Here is a 14,259-nt window from a genome sequence, read left to right on the forward strand (position 1 = left end):
CCATGGCTCGGGGGGCACCGCGGCATCGGGCACGACACCTCAAGCCTGGGAGTCGGGCACGTTTCACGCCAGTGAGGGAGTCGTGACTCGGGCGGGAGAATCACCTTCCGCACACATGAGAAACGCACATCGAAAACATGTCGTTCACCCTCGACGGACCCCGTTCCGCGGTGATATCGCGACGCCCGTCCCGAACGTTTCGTAATTGGGCCGAAAATGCTCTTGGACGGGAAAACTTGATCCTTTTCTTGACGTGAGCCTACGTATGCTGCAGATGCGGCTCGCGTGGATTGCGTGCCCGGAAACGGGGGTTTCGATGGAGAGCGGTGAAGGGTTCACGAAGTGGACCGGACGTCGACAACCGGCCGACGGCGACACCAGGACCCGGGTGCCGCCGTCACGATTCGCCACCTACCTCTTGTACGCCGTGCTGTCCGGATATCTCGCCAGGGTGTCGGTGGACACCTACGCGTCCGGCGCCCCGGCGCTCCAAGTGGTCGCGTGCGCCGCCTGTTTCTCCGTGCTCTGCGCCCTGCAGATCCTGCACGCGCGGCCACGTTCGGCGGCCCGCGGCGTCCGCTACCGCGCCGCCGCGCTGTCCGCCCAGGTGCTGCTCACCTATGTGCCGCTGCACTGGCTGGGAAACCCCTGGGAAGCGGCCGGCGACTTCCTCGCCGGGTCCGTACTGCTGCTGCTGCCCTCCCGGCTGAAATGGCAGGTCTTCCTCGCGGTCGTGGCGGGCAACCCGGTGCTCGCCGGCCTGCGCCACAACGGCCTCGCGTTCGTCACCTCCACCGCCTCGTCCACCCTCGTCACCGGCCTGGCGATCTACACCATCAGCCGGATGGCCCACCTGATGGCCGAACTGCGCCGGACCCAGGCGAGGTTGGGCTACGCGATCTCCCAGGAGCGCCAGCGGTTCGCCCGTGACCTGCACGATCTGCTCGGCTACAGCCTCTCGGCGATCACGCTCAAGACAGAGGTGGCGATGCGGTACGTTCCGCACCGGCACGAACAGGTCAAAGAGGAGCTGACGTCGATCCTGACCATTTCGCGTCAGGCCCTCAGCGACGTACGCCACGTGGCTCACGGCTATCAATCGCTGTCGCTGGCCACGGAGTTGGAGGAGTGCGTGGCCCTGCTCCGATCGGCCTCGATCGACGTGGACGTACGCACATCGGTGCCCCCGCCGGAGGGCCGGACCGGCACCGTCCTCGCCATCGTGCTGCGCGAGGCGGTGACCAACATGCTGCAGCACAGCAAGGTGCGGCACTGCGAGATAGCGCTGGACCGCAGGGGCACCCGCCTGCGCCTGCGCATCCTGAACGACGGCACGGACCAGGAGTACGACGCGGCCGACGCGGGTGGCGTGGACGGAGCGAACGGAGCGAACGGAGCGGACGGCCCCAAGTCCTCGCCCTCGCGGGGCAGTCGCGGTCTGACGAACCTGGAGACCCGACTGGCGGCGGTCGGCGGCACCCTGACGGCCGGCCGCCGCCCCGGCGGCCACTTCGAGATGCTGGCCGAGGTCCCGGACGGCTGGGCCACCGGCGACACGGCCGACGGCCACTGGGGCGGCCGGCAACTCCTGTCCTCCGGCGCCCGGGACTGGCGCCCGGAACAGGAACGCCGCCGCGACCCACGAGCCCAGAGACCCGACCCGAACGGCGTCCCGGGCACCGCCGCGACCCGCTGCGACCACCTGCTCGGCTGGAAACACCCGGCGTCGACACCGACTCCACGGGGGTACGGCGCTGAGCCGTGAGGGTGGTGGGGGAGGGGGCGGAGGTGGAGCCCCCTCCATTACCCGGCCGGGCGCAACTACCTCACGTACCCGTCAGGTGGCGGCCCGGCCCTCAGGGCAGCCAGCCCGCTTCCTGGGCGATACGGATCGCGTCGACCCGATTGCGGGCGTTGAGCTTGCTGACGATCGTCGTGAGGTAGTTGCGGACGGTCCCCGCGGAGAGGAACAGCGCCCCGGCGATCTCACCCACCCGCGCCCCCTGCGCGGCCAGTTGCAGCACCTCCAGCTCGCGGGCGGTGAGCGGGCTCTGCGCATGGTCCCAGGCCGAGAGCACCAGCTCGGGGTCGACGACCCGCTCCCCGGCGGCCACCTTCCTTATGGCGCTGGCCAGTTGCTCCGGCGGCGCGTCCTTGAGCAGGAACCCGGACACCCGCATGCTCAACGCCCGCTTGAACGGGGCGAGTCTGCCGAGACTGGTCAGCATGAGGGTGCCGCACGACGGCAGCAGCTCATGGAGCGTGGCAGCGGCGGTCAGTCCGTCCGTACCGGGCAGGTTCACGTCGAGGACCGCGATGTCGGGCCGGTGCTCCAGCGCGGCGGGCACCACCCGGTCACCGTCGTCGACCTCCGCCACGACCATGATGTCCGGTTCCAGCGAGAGCAGGGCGACCAAAGCACCACGAACCATGTGCATGTCCTCGGCAAGCAGCACGCGGATCATGCGTCTCCTCCTGCCAGATGCCGAGCCCCCGAAAATCCCCGGCAAGTCGCAACCGTACCTTCCCGGCCAACGAACGCCAAAGATCAACAGCCGTTTCGCACAACCGAGTTGGGCCGCGAGCGCCGCTCCGGGGTCAACCGCGCACGAACAACGGCAGCAGCCGCCCGCCCCCGAACAGCCGCCGCATGGCCTGCCGTTGGACCTTGCCGCTGGACGTCCGGCGTACCGTCCCCGGCCTGACGAGTACCACCTTCACGGCGGCCACCTCGAAGTCCCGCGCCACACAGTCCCGTACCGCCCGCTCCAACGCGCCCAGGTCCAGGTCGTACCGGCGCCCCATCCGCACCTCCTGCACCACGACCAGCGTGTCCCGGTCGGGTTCCACGGTGAACACGGCGGTGGCGCCGAAGAGTTCACTGACCTGCTGTACGCGGTGCTCCACGTCCTGCGGATACACGTTCCGCCCGGTCAGCACCATCATGTCCCTGATCCGCCCGGTGACGAACAACTCCCCACCGTGCAGCGCCCCGAGATCACCGGTCCGCAGGAACCCGGTCTCGCCGTCCACGGTCGTCCCGCAGAACGTCTCCCGTGTCTCCAGCGGACGCTTCCAGTACCCGTCGGCCACACTCCGCCCACGGGTCCAGATCTCGCCGACCCCGTCCTCGGGCAGCACCCGGCCGGTGTCCGGGTCCACGATGCGCAGGTCGCTGTGCGGCACCATCGCGGTACCGCAGCCGACGAGGGCACGGAAGGGCCGCCCCGGACCGGCCGGCACGAGCCGCCCCAGCTCCAGTTCCGCGATGTCCGCGTGGAAGGGCCGAGGCGGACCGCCCGTACCCGCCCGCCGCCCGGCCGTCAGCAGGGTGCTCTCGGCCAGCCCGTACGCCGGCACGAACGCGCTCGGCCGGAAACCCGCCGGCGCGAACCGCTCGGCGAAGGCGTCCATCGTCTCGGCCCGCACCGGCTCGGAACCGTTCACCGCGACCTGCCACCCCGACAGATCCAGCTCCGCCAGTTCCTCGTCGGTGACCTTGCGGGTGCACAGCTCGTAGGCGATGTCCGGCCCCCCGCTCACGGTCACCCCGCACTCACTCACCGCCCGGAGCCACCGCCCCGGGCGACGGGTGAAGTCGGAGGTGGACATCAGCACACCGGTGGTCCCCAACCACAGCGGATGCAGCAACTGCCCCGAAAGCCCCATGTCGTGGTGGAAGGGCAGCCAGCCACCGACACGAGCCCCCTTTCCCGTACCCAGCAACGCCACCAACTCCTCCTGATTGGCAAGGAGGTTGCGATGGGTGAGCCGGGCACCGCGCGGCTCCCGCGTCGACCCCGAGGTGTACTGGAGTACGGCGACCGAGTCCGGGTCCCACCCCGGAGGCCGCCAGTCCGAGGCGTCCGGCAACTCCGTCGAGTCGTCCAGCGCCAGACAGGGCAGGTCGGCCCGCCCCACCGCCGACACCAGCCGGGAGACGTCGGCGGCCCACTCCCGGTCGGTGAGCAGCAGCGAGACCTGGGCGTCCTGCACGACACTGAGCACCCTCTCGTCCGCACTGCGCCGCCCTTCCGGCACAGGACAGGGAGTCGGAATGGCACCGGCGTACAGACACCCGAACAGCGACACGATGAACGACTCGGGCCGCTGCTGAAGAACGAGCACCCGCTCGCCCCGCAACCCCCGCTCCAGCAACCACCCGGCCAGCCGCCGCGCGGCGCGGTCCAACTCCCCGTACCCCAGTTGCCGCACCCGCATCCGCTCCCGCCCGCCCTCCTCGACGGACCAGTCGAGCAGCGAGTAGGCCACCGATTCCGGCTCCGCCTCCGCCCGCCGGATCAGGAGATCGGGCAAGGTGCGTACGGTATTCACTCGTTCATCCCCCAGGGTCCGTCCACCGCGCAAGTGACCGCCCAGTCTCACCACCACACCTCGAATCCCACTCGAACACACGAACCGGCCCCGAGCCCGGCAAGATGGCCTCATGACAAAACAGCCCGCACAGCCGACCAGGTGCCCTTCCTCCGGCTCAGTGTTGTCCCTGTGGTCCCAGGACTCCGTGCTGTCGATCGGCTCGGTGGGATCGGTACTGTCCGTGGGCTCCGTGGGCTCGGCCCTGTCGGTGGCCTCGATCGGAAGCGCCCTGTCGGTAGCCTCGATCGGCTCGTCCCTCTCCTTCCTCTCCACAGGCTCCTGGCTGAGCACCGGCTCCCTGTTCTCGGCCCACTCCCGCTGGTCGGTACTCTCCTGGCGCTCATCTCACAGCTTCCTGGCAGCAGGAGCGGTAGGGGCGGCAGCGGGAGGCGCACTGCTGCTGACCCACTTGCTGCACAAGCCCGAGCCGAAGTAAGCGGCCGGCTACGGAGGACCACGAGAAACTCCGCGCGGCAAACACAAACACACAAAGCCCCACTCGACTCGCCCCGACCGATACACCGGGCACACGAAGGCGAAGTACGGGGAAATCGGCGGAGTACGCGGAATCCACCCATCGCTCTACACCTCGGCGAGACGGCTGACGAATCGGGCGGAGCAACGCGGTCGCGACGTCGTCATGCCTGGAGACCGGCCCGCTCGGCGCGCATGCAGCGATCGGATCGCCAGGACAAGCGTCGAGCGGAACGAGGAACAAACTACGACTGTGCATCCCCTTCACTTCCAGTACGCACCGGAACAGGGCATCAATGTCTACCGCTACCTTCCCGGCGCGCAGACAGCCGTGACCCGTCACTGGCCGGGCCTGTTCCAGGACTGGCCACCCGAGCCGACGCCTTTCACCGAGTACGCGGTGAACAACAACAACACGGAGGAGGTGGCCGTCTACACCGGTCTGGTCTGGCGCCTGACCGCGGGACTGGCTAGATACGCGATCCCCTCCTACTACCGGGAAGAGGCCGCGCAGACTCTGGGACGCGAGCCGATACTCGTCGACTGGGAGTACGAAATCGAAGCAGAGGTTCCGCACGAGGTGCGTGACAACGGCTTCGTCCCGGGACAATCAACTGCCGCTGGTCTCCGGCCAACTACCTGGAAGGACACCAACCGCGCCGGCCTGTTCAATCTCTCGACCCCCCGAGACCTCGTCCGCCTACTGCAGGCCGTACTGCTGGACGCGTCCTCGGAGATCACTGTCTTCGCGATTACCCCCGGCCCCGCCCGCCTGAAGGATCTCGTCACCGCCTTGTCCGGCCCGTCCAGACCCAGCCTGCCCTCGGTCATCAGGGACACGGAAATCTTCGTCGACCTGACCATCGGCAGCGACGTCGACTACTACGACGCGATCACGGTCGCCTCCCACACCGACCTCCAGCCACGACTCGACGAGTTGGCAAACGACTTCGCACGACGGATCGAGGCGTTCGAAGAGCGGGCGGACAGCCTGCCCGACGTAGCGGCCTTCCTCGGGGCGGTCCCCGAACTGTCAGGGATCGACCTGGACGCTGAGTGAGCGCGCGCCGGCATTCGCCTGCGGCGGCACATACGCGAAGCCCCCATTGCGTGGCTGACCTGTCGGGGTGCTGGGTGGCGCCGTATGGTCGAAGGCATGATCTCGGGCAGAGGCGAGGGCAAGGACGGCGGTACGGAGTTCACGGCGGAAAGCCTCGGGCCTGTCCTGCGCGAGGCGTGCGCGACGGCCCAACTTGACCCGGACGGCGCCGAGTTGCTGAGGCTCGGCTCCAACGCCGTGTACAGGTTATCGACGTCGCCGACTATCGTCCGTGTTGCCCGTGACCCCGATGTCCGGGAGGAGATGGAGCGGGCGGTGGGGGTCGCAAGGTGGCTGGAGGCGGAGGATCTTCCGGCTACCCGAGTACTGGCGGACGTCTCCCAACCGCTGGTGGTCGGCGGCAGGGTTGTGACGTTCTGGGAGAGCGTGCAGGAGCACGAGGAGTACGCCACGGTGGGCGAGCTGGCCGATCTGCTCCGCCGGCTTCACCGGCTTGAGGAGCCCGAGTCCCTGAGACTCCCGTACTTCGATCCGTTCGCGAAGCTGTCGGCGTCCCTGAGGCAGATGAACGGCGTACCGGAGGACGACCGTAGGTTCCTGGAGAAGCGGACCGCGAACCTCCACAAGGACTACGACCGGCTGGACTTCGTGCTCCCCTTCGGGCTGATCCACGGAGACGCGAGCATAGGCAACGTGCTCCGCCACCGGGATGGCCACGCGGCGTTGATCGACCTCGACAGCGTCTCCCTGGCCCCGCGCGAGTGGGACCTGATCCAGACAGCGATGTTCTACGACAGGTACGGCTGGCACACGAAGACGGAGTACACGGAGTTCGTCCACCGCTACGGCTTCGACCTGATGAACTGGCCCGGCTACGAGACCTTGGCGGATCTCCGCGAACTGATGATGGTTGCCTGGCTCGGCCACCAGGTCGGTGCCAGCGACCGTTCCGCGGCGGAGTTTGCCCGACGAGTGCGGTCGCTCAGAACCGGCGAGGGACGAGACGAGTGGGGTCCGTTCTGAGGTGCACTCAGATTCAGATGCTGAGCTGAGTCTCCGAGGCCATCCACAACCGGTGTTCCTGAGCCTGCCCCGTAAAGCTCCGCGAGATGGCACTGACACTGGCGGCGGCAAGGTTCCGCCGGAACTCGGCGAGATAGCTGACGCATCGGCCGGACTTGAGCTGCTCACCGAGATCCAGCGCATCGAGCGCGACGCGACACGCTTCCTCGGTCTCTCCAGCCCGTAGATAGGCGTCCGCCAGAACCATGGTCGCGAAGAAATCACTCCGCACGTGGCTGCCGCTCATGGCGTTCTCAGCGTGTGCCACAGCCCTGCAAGCGCTGTTCACGTCCCGGAAGCAGTGCGCCGCTTCGGCGGCAAGCTCGGCCTCGTCGAAGTAACTGATCCACTCGGGCTCGTCACCGCTGTTCCGGCTCTCCAGGGCGTTCGTCGCCGCGCTCAACACGGCCTCGCACGCGCTGACATCACCGGTTCGCGCCAGGGCACGGGCCTCCATGGCGCCGACGCGCCGGCCGGAGGCCAATCCGCTGCGTCCGGTCGCCCTGGCAACGACGTTGGTCGCCTCCGCGGAACTCCTGGCAAGGATGGACCGCTTCGACGAGCAGTACCCGACCCCGTACTCGGCGGTCGCCGCCCTCCCTTAGGAGCCGACCACCGATGCCGGATGAGCCACCAGACGGGCGCGACGCTGCCGCGTGGTCGCCTCTCGAAAGCGCCGGATGGTACGCGGCCCGAAACGCGACAACGGCTTTGCGGGATGCTTTCATGCACGCGGGCCTGGAGAAGAACTTCCTGTACCTGCGCGCGGATTTGAACGCTTTCGGACACGGCCTCGTCGAGCTGGGCCGGGTAACCCCGGACACGGCCGAGCGTCTCGCCGAACTCCTGCGCCTGGCCCTGACAAACGGATTCGGCGCAGACCGTGACGACGACGACAACCATGCACCGACCACCGTCGAGGAACGCCAGGGAAGAACCTGACGCCATGACCGACCGGTCGCCAATCGGGCGGAAGACCTGATGCCCGGCGTGCCATACGTCTGAGGCTGGAACCGCGCACGACGAAGTGCGGGCCCCTGGCCGACCAACTTGTCCTGCTGGCCTTGGACACCGACTTCCCCGGTCTGCTGGCCGACGTGAGCGTCTTCGGCGACGGGCCGGTACAACTCGGGACCGCTCACCCTGAAGGGGCCGAGTTACTGGCGAACTTGATCACGGCGGGACTGGAAGCAGAGCTGCATGGCACAGCGGCTGAAACATCCCCGTCCATGCGGTAGGAAACGCCGGCGGCTTGAACCGTTCCTCAGACGCCAGCGGTTCGCGGTCCGAGACTGCTCGCTCGATCCGCTGGCCTGGCCCCCGTACGACACCGTCCCCCGCGCTGTCGTACGGGGCTCCTTTGCTTGCCGGCGTACCGGGCCGTCAGGCTCGCCTGCCGCTCGGCCGGGACCGACGCCCCAGCGCCGCAGCCCGGACGAAGCGGCAGGTCGAACGGTGACATCAGCTTGGGAAGCTGAGGGCATTGGCGGCTGATCTTGACGTTGACCTGCATGGACGGCTGTGTGACGGCCTCTTCGGTCCGGTGAGCTTGCCCCCCCCTGATTCCCTGCTGTTCCCCGCTCGTCTGGTGCGCCCGTGGTGCGACTGTTATGGGCGGCTCTCCCGGAGCCTTCGATTGAGACTAGGTGTGGAAGGCTTCCAGAGCAGCAAGAAGCTGGCAGAGTGTCTATTCCGAGATTCCGACAGCTCGTCAGGATCTCTCTGCGTCACCGAGGCCTTCCAGACGGACCCAACACACGCTGGTTGCTGGTGTGGTTCGGGGCGGTGGCGAGACTAGGGCGGGTCCCAGCTAGGTGACGTTAGCCCGTGACAAGTTGTGTCTAGCTGGTTCCAGCGGGTATCACGAAGAGATACGTTATGCGTAGGGGTGAGGGGGGCTATATGAGGATGAGCCACGAGCAACGGCTGTTCGCGCGTATCCGCTTTCTTGAACGCATGAGCGATTTGGCCGGGTCTGCTTTCGAGGACTTCTTCCATGATTTGATGTGTGCACGATACCCCGAATTTCTCGATGTGCGCACTCACGGAAATCTCGGAGATCAGGGGGCCGACGGGCTGACGCTCCACAGTAGGAAGCTGTTCGCCAGTTATGCACCTCACGCCTTTAATGCGGCCGACGTTAAAGCTAAGTTCAATTCAGACTTGAAGAAAGCGAAACAAAAGCGGTCGGGGCAATTCGATGCCTTTGTCTTTGTCCATAACGATCGCAGAGGTATGCATCCGGAGATCGCAACACTCCTGGTTGACGCGAAAGCCGAAAATTCTAATCTGGAATTCGAGCAGATGGGTATCCGGCGTCTCTGGCAAGAGTGTATGCGCCTAGATCTTGAGTCAGTGGAAGATGTCCTTGACTGCGAGATACCCGTACGCCCAGTCGTGTATGGCGTCGGAATGGAAGACCTTGCCCCATTGCTGAAGCATCTGAGGGAACTTAGGGTTAAGTCTGATCCCTTGATGCCTCTGGACGATGTGCCGCCTACCAAGATGGACTATAACCGCCTGGATGAAGAGGCCCGCGAAGACTTGCAGAAAGGAAGGCGACAGGCCCACCTCGTCGAGGCCTTTTACGACGGGTCATTGAGGGAGATCGAACACGACGAGGTTGCAGAAGGGTTCCGAATTTATTACGAGCATCTGAAAGCAGAATGGGAGGAGGCTGAGGAAGTCCTTTGGCAACTGGAAATGTACGTCCTTGGAAATGAACGACAGCATCCCAAGGTGCATCGCGCAGCATGGATAGTTCTAGCTCATTTCTTCGACCGATGTGACATCTTCGAAGTTCCACCACCGGGATGGACTGCGCATACCCTTGAGGCGTCTGCATGATTACTCCTACGAAAGGGATTTCTCCCGACCGGTGCCTCTTGGCTGTTGGTGCACAGATCCTCATGCAACTTGAAGAACCGCGTACTGTGAGTCAAACATGGGCGCGATTCAAAGCATGGCGTGCTGACAATGAACACTTTTCTCCGGTGTCGTTCGAATGGTTCGTCCTAGCGCTGGATATGTTGTACAGCTTGGACGCCGTGGAGCTTCGCCAGGACTTGCTTGTCGCGAGGAGGATCCATGCTGCATCAGCTCAGCGCTGACGACCCGCGGTTCAAAACCGCATCATTCACCAGCGGAATGAATTTGATTGTGGCGGAGAAGAGGGCCTCCTCCGCAGCGACTGACAGTCGCAATAGTGCTGGCAAATCAAGTCTCATTGAGCTTATCCACTTCCTGCTTGGTGCGCGTGTAGACAAGCGTTCGCTAGTGAGTGATGCGAATCTTCGTAATATCAGATTTCACCTGAAGATGGATTGGCCCAATAATGGCGCTCTGACTGTGGGGCGCCGGGCCAGTCGACCTAACATAGTGCAACTTGATCCGGATATGCGCTCGGGCAGACAAGAGGAGATGTTCTCGGCAGGAGGGCCGGCAGAGGTTTCGCTTGATGAGTGGAACAAGCTAATCGAGAAGGATCTTTTTGGTGTTCGCTCAGGTGCTTCTGGCGTGAGCGGTCGCACTATGCTGTCTTTCTTGGTTCGGCGGGCGTCCGCGCATGGATTTAATCAGGCGACAGAGAGTTTTTCCAAGCAGAGGAAAGCCGACGCTGCAACTAATCTGGCCTACCTCTTGGGTCTTGATTATGAGCTGGCCGATGGGTACCGCAAACTTTCCGCGCAGAAGGCCACTCGTACGCAGTTGCTTAAGGCGGTTAATGATCCCGTATGGGGTCGGATTGTCGGTTCGACCGCAGACCTGCGCGGTCAGATCACTCTCGCCGAGGCGCAATTTCGACGCTTGGAAGATCAGACTTCTGATTTCCAAGTGGTTCCGGAATACGAGCGTGTAAAACAGGAAGCGGACGTACTAGCCCGACGAATCAAGCAGCTTGCACAAGAAGACATCATTGACCAAAGCAACCTCGAAGAGCTGCAGCAAGCCGTTACGGAGGCCAGAGATGTTGCAGTTGACTACGTGGAGTCGGCATACCGTGAACTGGGCATACTGCTTGGAGATCAAGTCCGGCGACGGTTTGAAGATGTCCAAACCTTCCATCAATCTGTGGTGCGGAACCGTCGGGTATTCCTTGAAGCTGAAATCGAGGCCATAACAATTCGATTGGCTGAGCGGCGAGGGGAGCGAGCTCGGCTCGGCGAGCAGCAAGCACAGCTTTTGCGTACGCTGAGTGAAGGCGGTGCTCTCGAAGCTCTGACGGCTCTTCAGCAGGCTTTGGCTCGCGAGCGGGCGAACGTTGAGGCATTGCGCCACCGATATGAGGCAGCTCAAGCACTTGAAGCCAGCGCGCGGCAAATAACGACCCAGCGTTTGCAACAACAACAAGCTGTCGCAACTGATCTTAATGAGCGACGTGAGCAGCAAGCTGAGGCGACACTGCTTTTCTCGCGGTTTGCGCGAGAGTTGTACGGCGAGCGAGAAGCTTACCTGCGCATCGAGGCAGGTCGTGAGAATCTCCAAATCACGCCGTACATCCGCAGCGACAACAGTCGCGGCATCGGAAACATGGTCATCTTTTGTTTCGATCTCGCAATTTCTGTTCTGGCGCACCGGCACGGGCGTGGCCCGGACTTCCTTGTACACGATAGCCATCTCTTTGACGGTGTTGACGAGCGGCAACTAGTAAAGGCTTTTGCGCTTGCTGCAGAAGTAAGCACAGAGGAGGGAATGCAGTACATTGCGACGATCAACTCTGACGACCTAGCTAAGGCAGTTCGCCTGGGGTTCGATGATGCTCCGTTTGTGCGCGAACCGCGTCTGACAGATGCCTTGGAAGATGGGGGCCTTTTCGGATTCCGCTTTTAAATACACGCGGCAGTTGTTTTTTCGCGAAGGTTGGCGGAGTCTCAATGACCGAGTCAAGTCATTGCTGCACGTGCTCGCCCCCTCGATGCGAACTATGGGCGGGATGGTCACTGAGGGCTGCGGAGTTGGTCGGTGGGGCCTTACGGCTGCTGTCGGTCACTCAGGGGCGAGAGGGTCGCTGTACCTCACTGCTGTACAACAGGATCCCGTAGGAAGTGACCATGGAACGGTATCTGTTGATGCGGCTGCTGACCGGCGACGACGAGGCATCCATGGCTGCCCTGGCTGCCCTCCCCAGCGGCGCTAACCACGTTGCATGGGATGGGACTCTCGCCGCCGAGTTGCTTGCCCGGACCTATACGCGCCAGCTTCGGCAAACGCGGCGGAAGAGCATCGAGACTCTGGGACTGGATCGAGCGGTGCAGTTCCTCAGCCGACCGGCTGGGGCAACTCACAGCTGCCGATAGGGCATGGATCTTCATGCTCTTCCTCACCGAAGAGGGCGGCACACTGGTGGCCTGCACTGGCGTACGTCGGACAGGCGAGTGGGCACCGCTTTAGGAGCGAGGTTGGGCGATCACGGCTCTGAGTTGCGGACATCTGGGCTTGGACTGATCTTCGGGGGGTCCCGCTCTGAACCCTGATTCCCCGCTGTTCCCTGCTCGTTCTGGCACGAGAGTGGCACGGCCACAAGTGGTCTTGTGGCGGATGTCTCGACCACGCAGACTCGCGTTCATGAGTGGGGAGTCCAAGACCAAGTCGAGCGGTACATGCGAGCGGTGTGGAGCCGGTTGCCGGACCGAAAAGCCAGTCTACGGCTGGGTGTGCGCGCGGTGTGCCCGGGAGCTTGACGCCTACTACCTCATGCTCGTCGGCATGCGGGGCGGTGATCCGATACAGCTCTATCTGGCCGATCGGAAGGCTGGCCGGGTGCTTCCACGCACGTGATCGGGGAGCTCACTGCTCACCCGGGCCGACTTAACCGCCCTCAATCGTAGTGATTGTATGGCTGTCAGCCGCACGGACTTGATCCCCCTGAACCGGTAGTTTCATGGCGATTTCGAGAGCTTCGCTGGGATCGGCATTGGCGATTTTGTTTTGCGCCAGCTGGTCAGCTTGACGCCCCGCAGCAGTCGCTGCCGCCTTTTGGAGAATCTCTTTGTCCACATAGTTGGCAAGCCAGCGTGCCCCGCCTATACCCACACCGATTGCGCCTGCCACGGCTGTCCCTGTCAGGCCAAAGTCGTCTTTGCCTGGTTCGCTGTCCGGCCCTCCGATGATGAAGTTACCCGTAAGAGGGCCGTAGAAGGTCCATGACAAGAACGCCGCAAAAGCTCCCACGATGATGTGCCCAAGGAAACCAGGGCGAATAACTTTCGTGTTGTCCGGCGCATCTACCTTGTGGGGTAGTGCGAACCCTTTGTCCTCGGAGAGTAGGGCGCTGGGGATACCTCCGAGCGCACCCAAGCCAGCGACTACCAGACTTACTTCCCAAGCTTGCATGACCCGCCACCTCTCAGATGAGATGCTTCGGCGTCCTATTCGCGGGGTCTATGACGTCCGTTTTAGTTAGCCTGTGTAGCTCCCGCCGTGCCCACTCAAGGCCACTTGCGAACAAGGCCAGTTTGAAGTCTTCTCCAGCCGGGACGGCGAGACGATCTGTATGGCCGAACTCATTCGGCATGTTCATCAACGTGAGATTATTAAGCGTGATCTCCAGCCAGCCGTCGTGCCCTGAGATGCCCCCTGGTGGTCATTGGTAGAAACCTCAACTTTGAGGTCAACCCCGTGATGAAATTCAGCACTTGAGTGTGGAACTCCTCTCATGGCGTCATTGTATTCCCAGCCCGGATGGAGTGCCCTGTTGCAGGAGCTGAGGGTTGCTCCAAGGTCGATGGAGCGACTTTGGCCGGGAGCTGCTTTGGGGGAGTGATCATGGCCCCGTAAGCCTCCGGCGCGTCGGGCAGGCTGTGGACCTGCCCGTTAAAGCGCGACGTGGGGGCCATGATCTTCGAGGCTCCCCCCAAAGTGGCTGGCTAAAGTCGCGGAGCCGACCGCCCCGGCCACGTCGGGTTTCCCCTCCTGGATGGCTACGCCCGCCGTCCGGCCGGCGGCTTGGCGTCGACTCGTCGCGTCGCTCGTATGCCTGCGCTTCTGGCCGCGTCGGTCCGCGTGCCACCGCCACCACGATCCGTCCTCTTTCGGTAGTACAAAGCGTCGTTGGCCTGCACCGTTGGGGATCGCATCTGCCCCCGTGCCCGTGTTGGAATGTGGCCGCTGCGTGTGGCGACGGACGGGCGGCGCGGCCCTCGGTTGATCCGACCTACGTGTGTAGGCAATTGGGTGGAAATGGGTGCGTGATGGCCCCCGAAACGGGAGAGTTGGCGCCTGGCGGCTGTTGTTCTGTTCCCTCTTCGAGGCCGGATCGTGGTGGCGGCGGCGTGCGAGCCGGAAGC

At 64.0% G+C, this 14,259-nt stretch carries 12 protein-coding genes and 1 pseudogene; 9 read left to right on the top strand and 4 right to left on the bottom strand.

Annotated elements, in window-relative coordinates; genetic code table 11:
* Positions 1-316: 316 nt before the first annotated feature.
* On the top strand, positions 317-1,765 hold the full coding sequence (locus CW359_RS16535; RefSeq protein ID WP_157968555.1) for a sensor histidine kinase: 1,449 nt from the start codon (positions 317-319) through the stop codon (positions 1,763-1,765).
* 91 nt (positions 1,766-1,856) lie between these two features.
* On the opposite strand, the gene CW359_RS16540 is transcribed toward CW359_RS16535, so the two are convergent.
* Together CW359_RS16540 and CW359_RS16545 are read right to left on the bottom strand one after the other, a co-directional pair.
* A complete protein-coding gene (locus CW359_RS16540) occupies positions 1,857-2,465 on the bottom strand; it encodes a response regulator transcription factor (protein WP_105970705.1) in 609 nt (202 codons plus the stop codon).
* Between the two features lie 133 nt (positions 2,466-2,598).
* Positions 2,599-4,317, bottom strand: coding sequence for a fatty acyl-AMP ligase (locus tag CW359_RS16545; RefSeq protein ID WP_198655246.1), 1,719 nt, complete (start codon positions 4,315-4,317; stop codon positions 2,599-2,601).
* A 130-nt stretch (positions 4,318-4,447) separates the two neighbouring features.
* Between CW359_RS16545 and CW359_RS16550 the strand changes: the two genes are divergently transcribed.
* The 3 genes from CW359_RS16550 to CW359_RS16560 all read left to right on the top strand — a co-directional run bounded on the left by CW359_RS16550 (position 4,448) and on the right by CW359_RS16560 (position 6,934).
* On the top strand, positions 4,448-4,813 hold the full coding sequence (locus tag CW359_RS16550) for a hypothetical protein (protein ID WP_105970707.1): 366 nt from the start codon (positions 4,448-4,450) through the stop codon (positions 4,811-4,813).
* A 291-nt stretch (positions 4,814-5,104) separates the two neighbouring features.
* A complete protein-coding gene (locus tag CW359_RS16555; protein ID WP_105970708.1) occupies positions 5,105-5,911 on the top strand; it encodes a hypothetical protein in 807 nt (268 codons plus the stop codon).
* A 96-nt stretch (positions 5,912-6,007) separates the two neighbouring features.
* The gene (locus CW359_RS16560) at positions 6,008-6,934 is read left to right on the top strand and encodes an aminoglycoside phosphotransferase family protein (RefSeq protein ID WP_198655252.1); all 927 of its coding nucleotides are present in this window, start codon (positions 6,008-6,010) and stop codon (positions 6,932-6,934) included.
* A gap of 13 nt (positions 6,935-6,947) precedes the next feature.
* Here CW359_RS16560 and CW359_RS16565 read toward each other — a convergent pair.
* Positions 6,948-7,433 (bottom strand): annotated as a pseudogene (locus CW359_RS16565) (hypothetical protein); the annotation flags it as partial.
* On the opposite strand from CW359_RS16565, the gene CW359_RS47330 reads away from it, so the two are divergent.
* The 5 genes from CW359_RS47330 to CW359_RS16590 all read left to right on the top strand — a co-directional run bounded on the left by CW359_RS47330 (position 7,429) and on the right by CW359_RS16590 (position 11,803).
* Positions 7,429-7,578 (top strand): hypothetical protein, encoded by a 150-nt coding sequence (locus tag CW359_RS47330; RefSeq protein ID WP_157968556.1) that lies wholly within the window; start codon positions 7,429-7,431, stop codon positions 7,576-7,578. The pseudogene CW359_RS16565 and the gene CW359_RS47330 sit on opposite strands and share 5 nt — an antisense overlap.
* 13 nt (positions 7,579-7,591) lie before the next feature.
* Positions 7,592-7,915, top strand: a complete 324-nt coding sequence (locus tag CW359_RS16570) for a hypothetical protein (protein ID WP_105970710.1) — start codon at positions 7,592-7,594, stop codon at positions 7,913-7,915.
* Positions 7,916-8,881: 966 nt separating this feature from the next.
* Positions 8,882-9,820 (top strand): ABC-three component system protein, encoded by a 939-nt coding sequence (locus CW359_RS45290; protein WP_157968557.1) that lies wholly within the window; start codon positions 8,882-8,884, stop codon positions 9,818-9,820.
* Positions 9,817-10,083, top strand: a complete 267-nt coding sequence (locus CW359_RS47575; protein ID WP_105970713.1) for an ABC-three component system middle component 6 — start codon at positions 9,817-9,819, stop codon at positions 10,081-10,083. The genes CW359_RS45290 and CW359_RS47575 overlap by 4 nt, the downstream gene beginning before the upstream one ends.
* A complete protein-coding gene (locus CW359_RS16590; protein WP_105970714.1) occupies positions 10,061-11,803 on the top strand; it encodes an ABC-three component system protein in 1,743 nt (580 codons plus the stop codon). Before CW359_RS47575 ends, CW359_RS16590 begins: the two co-directional genes overlap by 23 nt.
* A gap of 978 nt (positions 11,804-12,781) precedes the next feature.
* Here CW359_RS16590 and CW359_RS45295 read toward each other — a convergent pair.
* The gene (locus tag CW359_RS45295) at positions 12,782-13,306 is read right to left on the bottom strand and encodes a hypothetical protein (protein ID WP_157968558.1); all 525 of its coding nucleotides are present in this window, start codon (positions 13,304-13,306) and stop codon (positions 12,782-12,784) included.
* Positions 13,307-14,259: the final 953 nt, after the last annotated feature.

It is taken from the genome of Streptomyces geranii (genome assembly GCF_002954775.1).
In the GTDB taxonomy this organism is placed as follows: domain Bacteria; phylum Actinomycetota; class Actinomycetes; order Streptomycetales; family Streptomycetaceae; genus Streptomyces; species Streptomyces geranii.

Bases quoted from the DNA above. Each gene is read 5' to 3' on its own strand.
- CW359_RS45295 (WP_157968558.1), bottom strand. From the start codon at position 13,306: ATGCAAGCTTGGGAAGTAAGTCTGGTAGTCGCTGGCTTGGGTGCGCTC.
- CW359_RS45290 (WP_157968557.1), top strand. From the start codon at position 8,882: ATGAGCCACGAGCAACGGCTGTTCGCGCGTATCCGCTTTCTTGAACGC.
- CW359_RS47330 (WP_157968556.1), top strand. From the start codon at position 7,429: ATGGCGCCGACGCGCCGGCCGGAGGCCAATCCGCTGCGTCCGGTCGCC.
- CW359_RS16570 (WP_105970710.1), top strand. From the start codon at position 7,592: ATGCCGGATGAGCCACCAGACGGGCGCGACGCTGCCGCGTGGTCGCCT.
- CW359_RS16590 (WP_105970714.1), top strand. From the start codon at position 10,061: ATGCTGCATCAGCTCAGCGCTGACGACCCGCGGTTCAAAACCGCATCA.
- CW359_RS16550 (WP_105970707.1), top strand. From the start codon at position 4,448: ATGACAAAACAGCCCGCACAGCCGACCAGGTGCCCTTCCTCCGGCTCA.
- CW359_RS16560 (WP_198655252.1), top strand. From the start codon at position 6,008: ATGATCTCGGGCAGAGGCGAGGGCAAGGACGGCGGTACGGAGTTCACG.
- CW359_RS16535 (WP_157968555.1), top strand. From the start codon at position 317: ATGGAGAGCGGTGAAGGGTTCACGAAGTGGACCGGACGTCGACAACCG.
- CW359_RS16540 (WP_105970705.1), bottom strand. From the start codon at position 2,465: ATGATCCGCGTGCTGCTTGCCGAGGACATGCACATGGTTCGTGGTGCT.
- CW359_RS47575 (WP_105970713.1), top strand. From the start codon at position 9,817: ATGATTACTCCTACGAAAGGGATTTCTCCCGACCGGTGCCTCTTGGCT.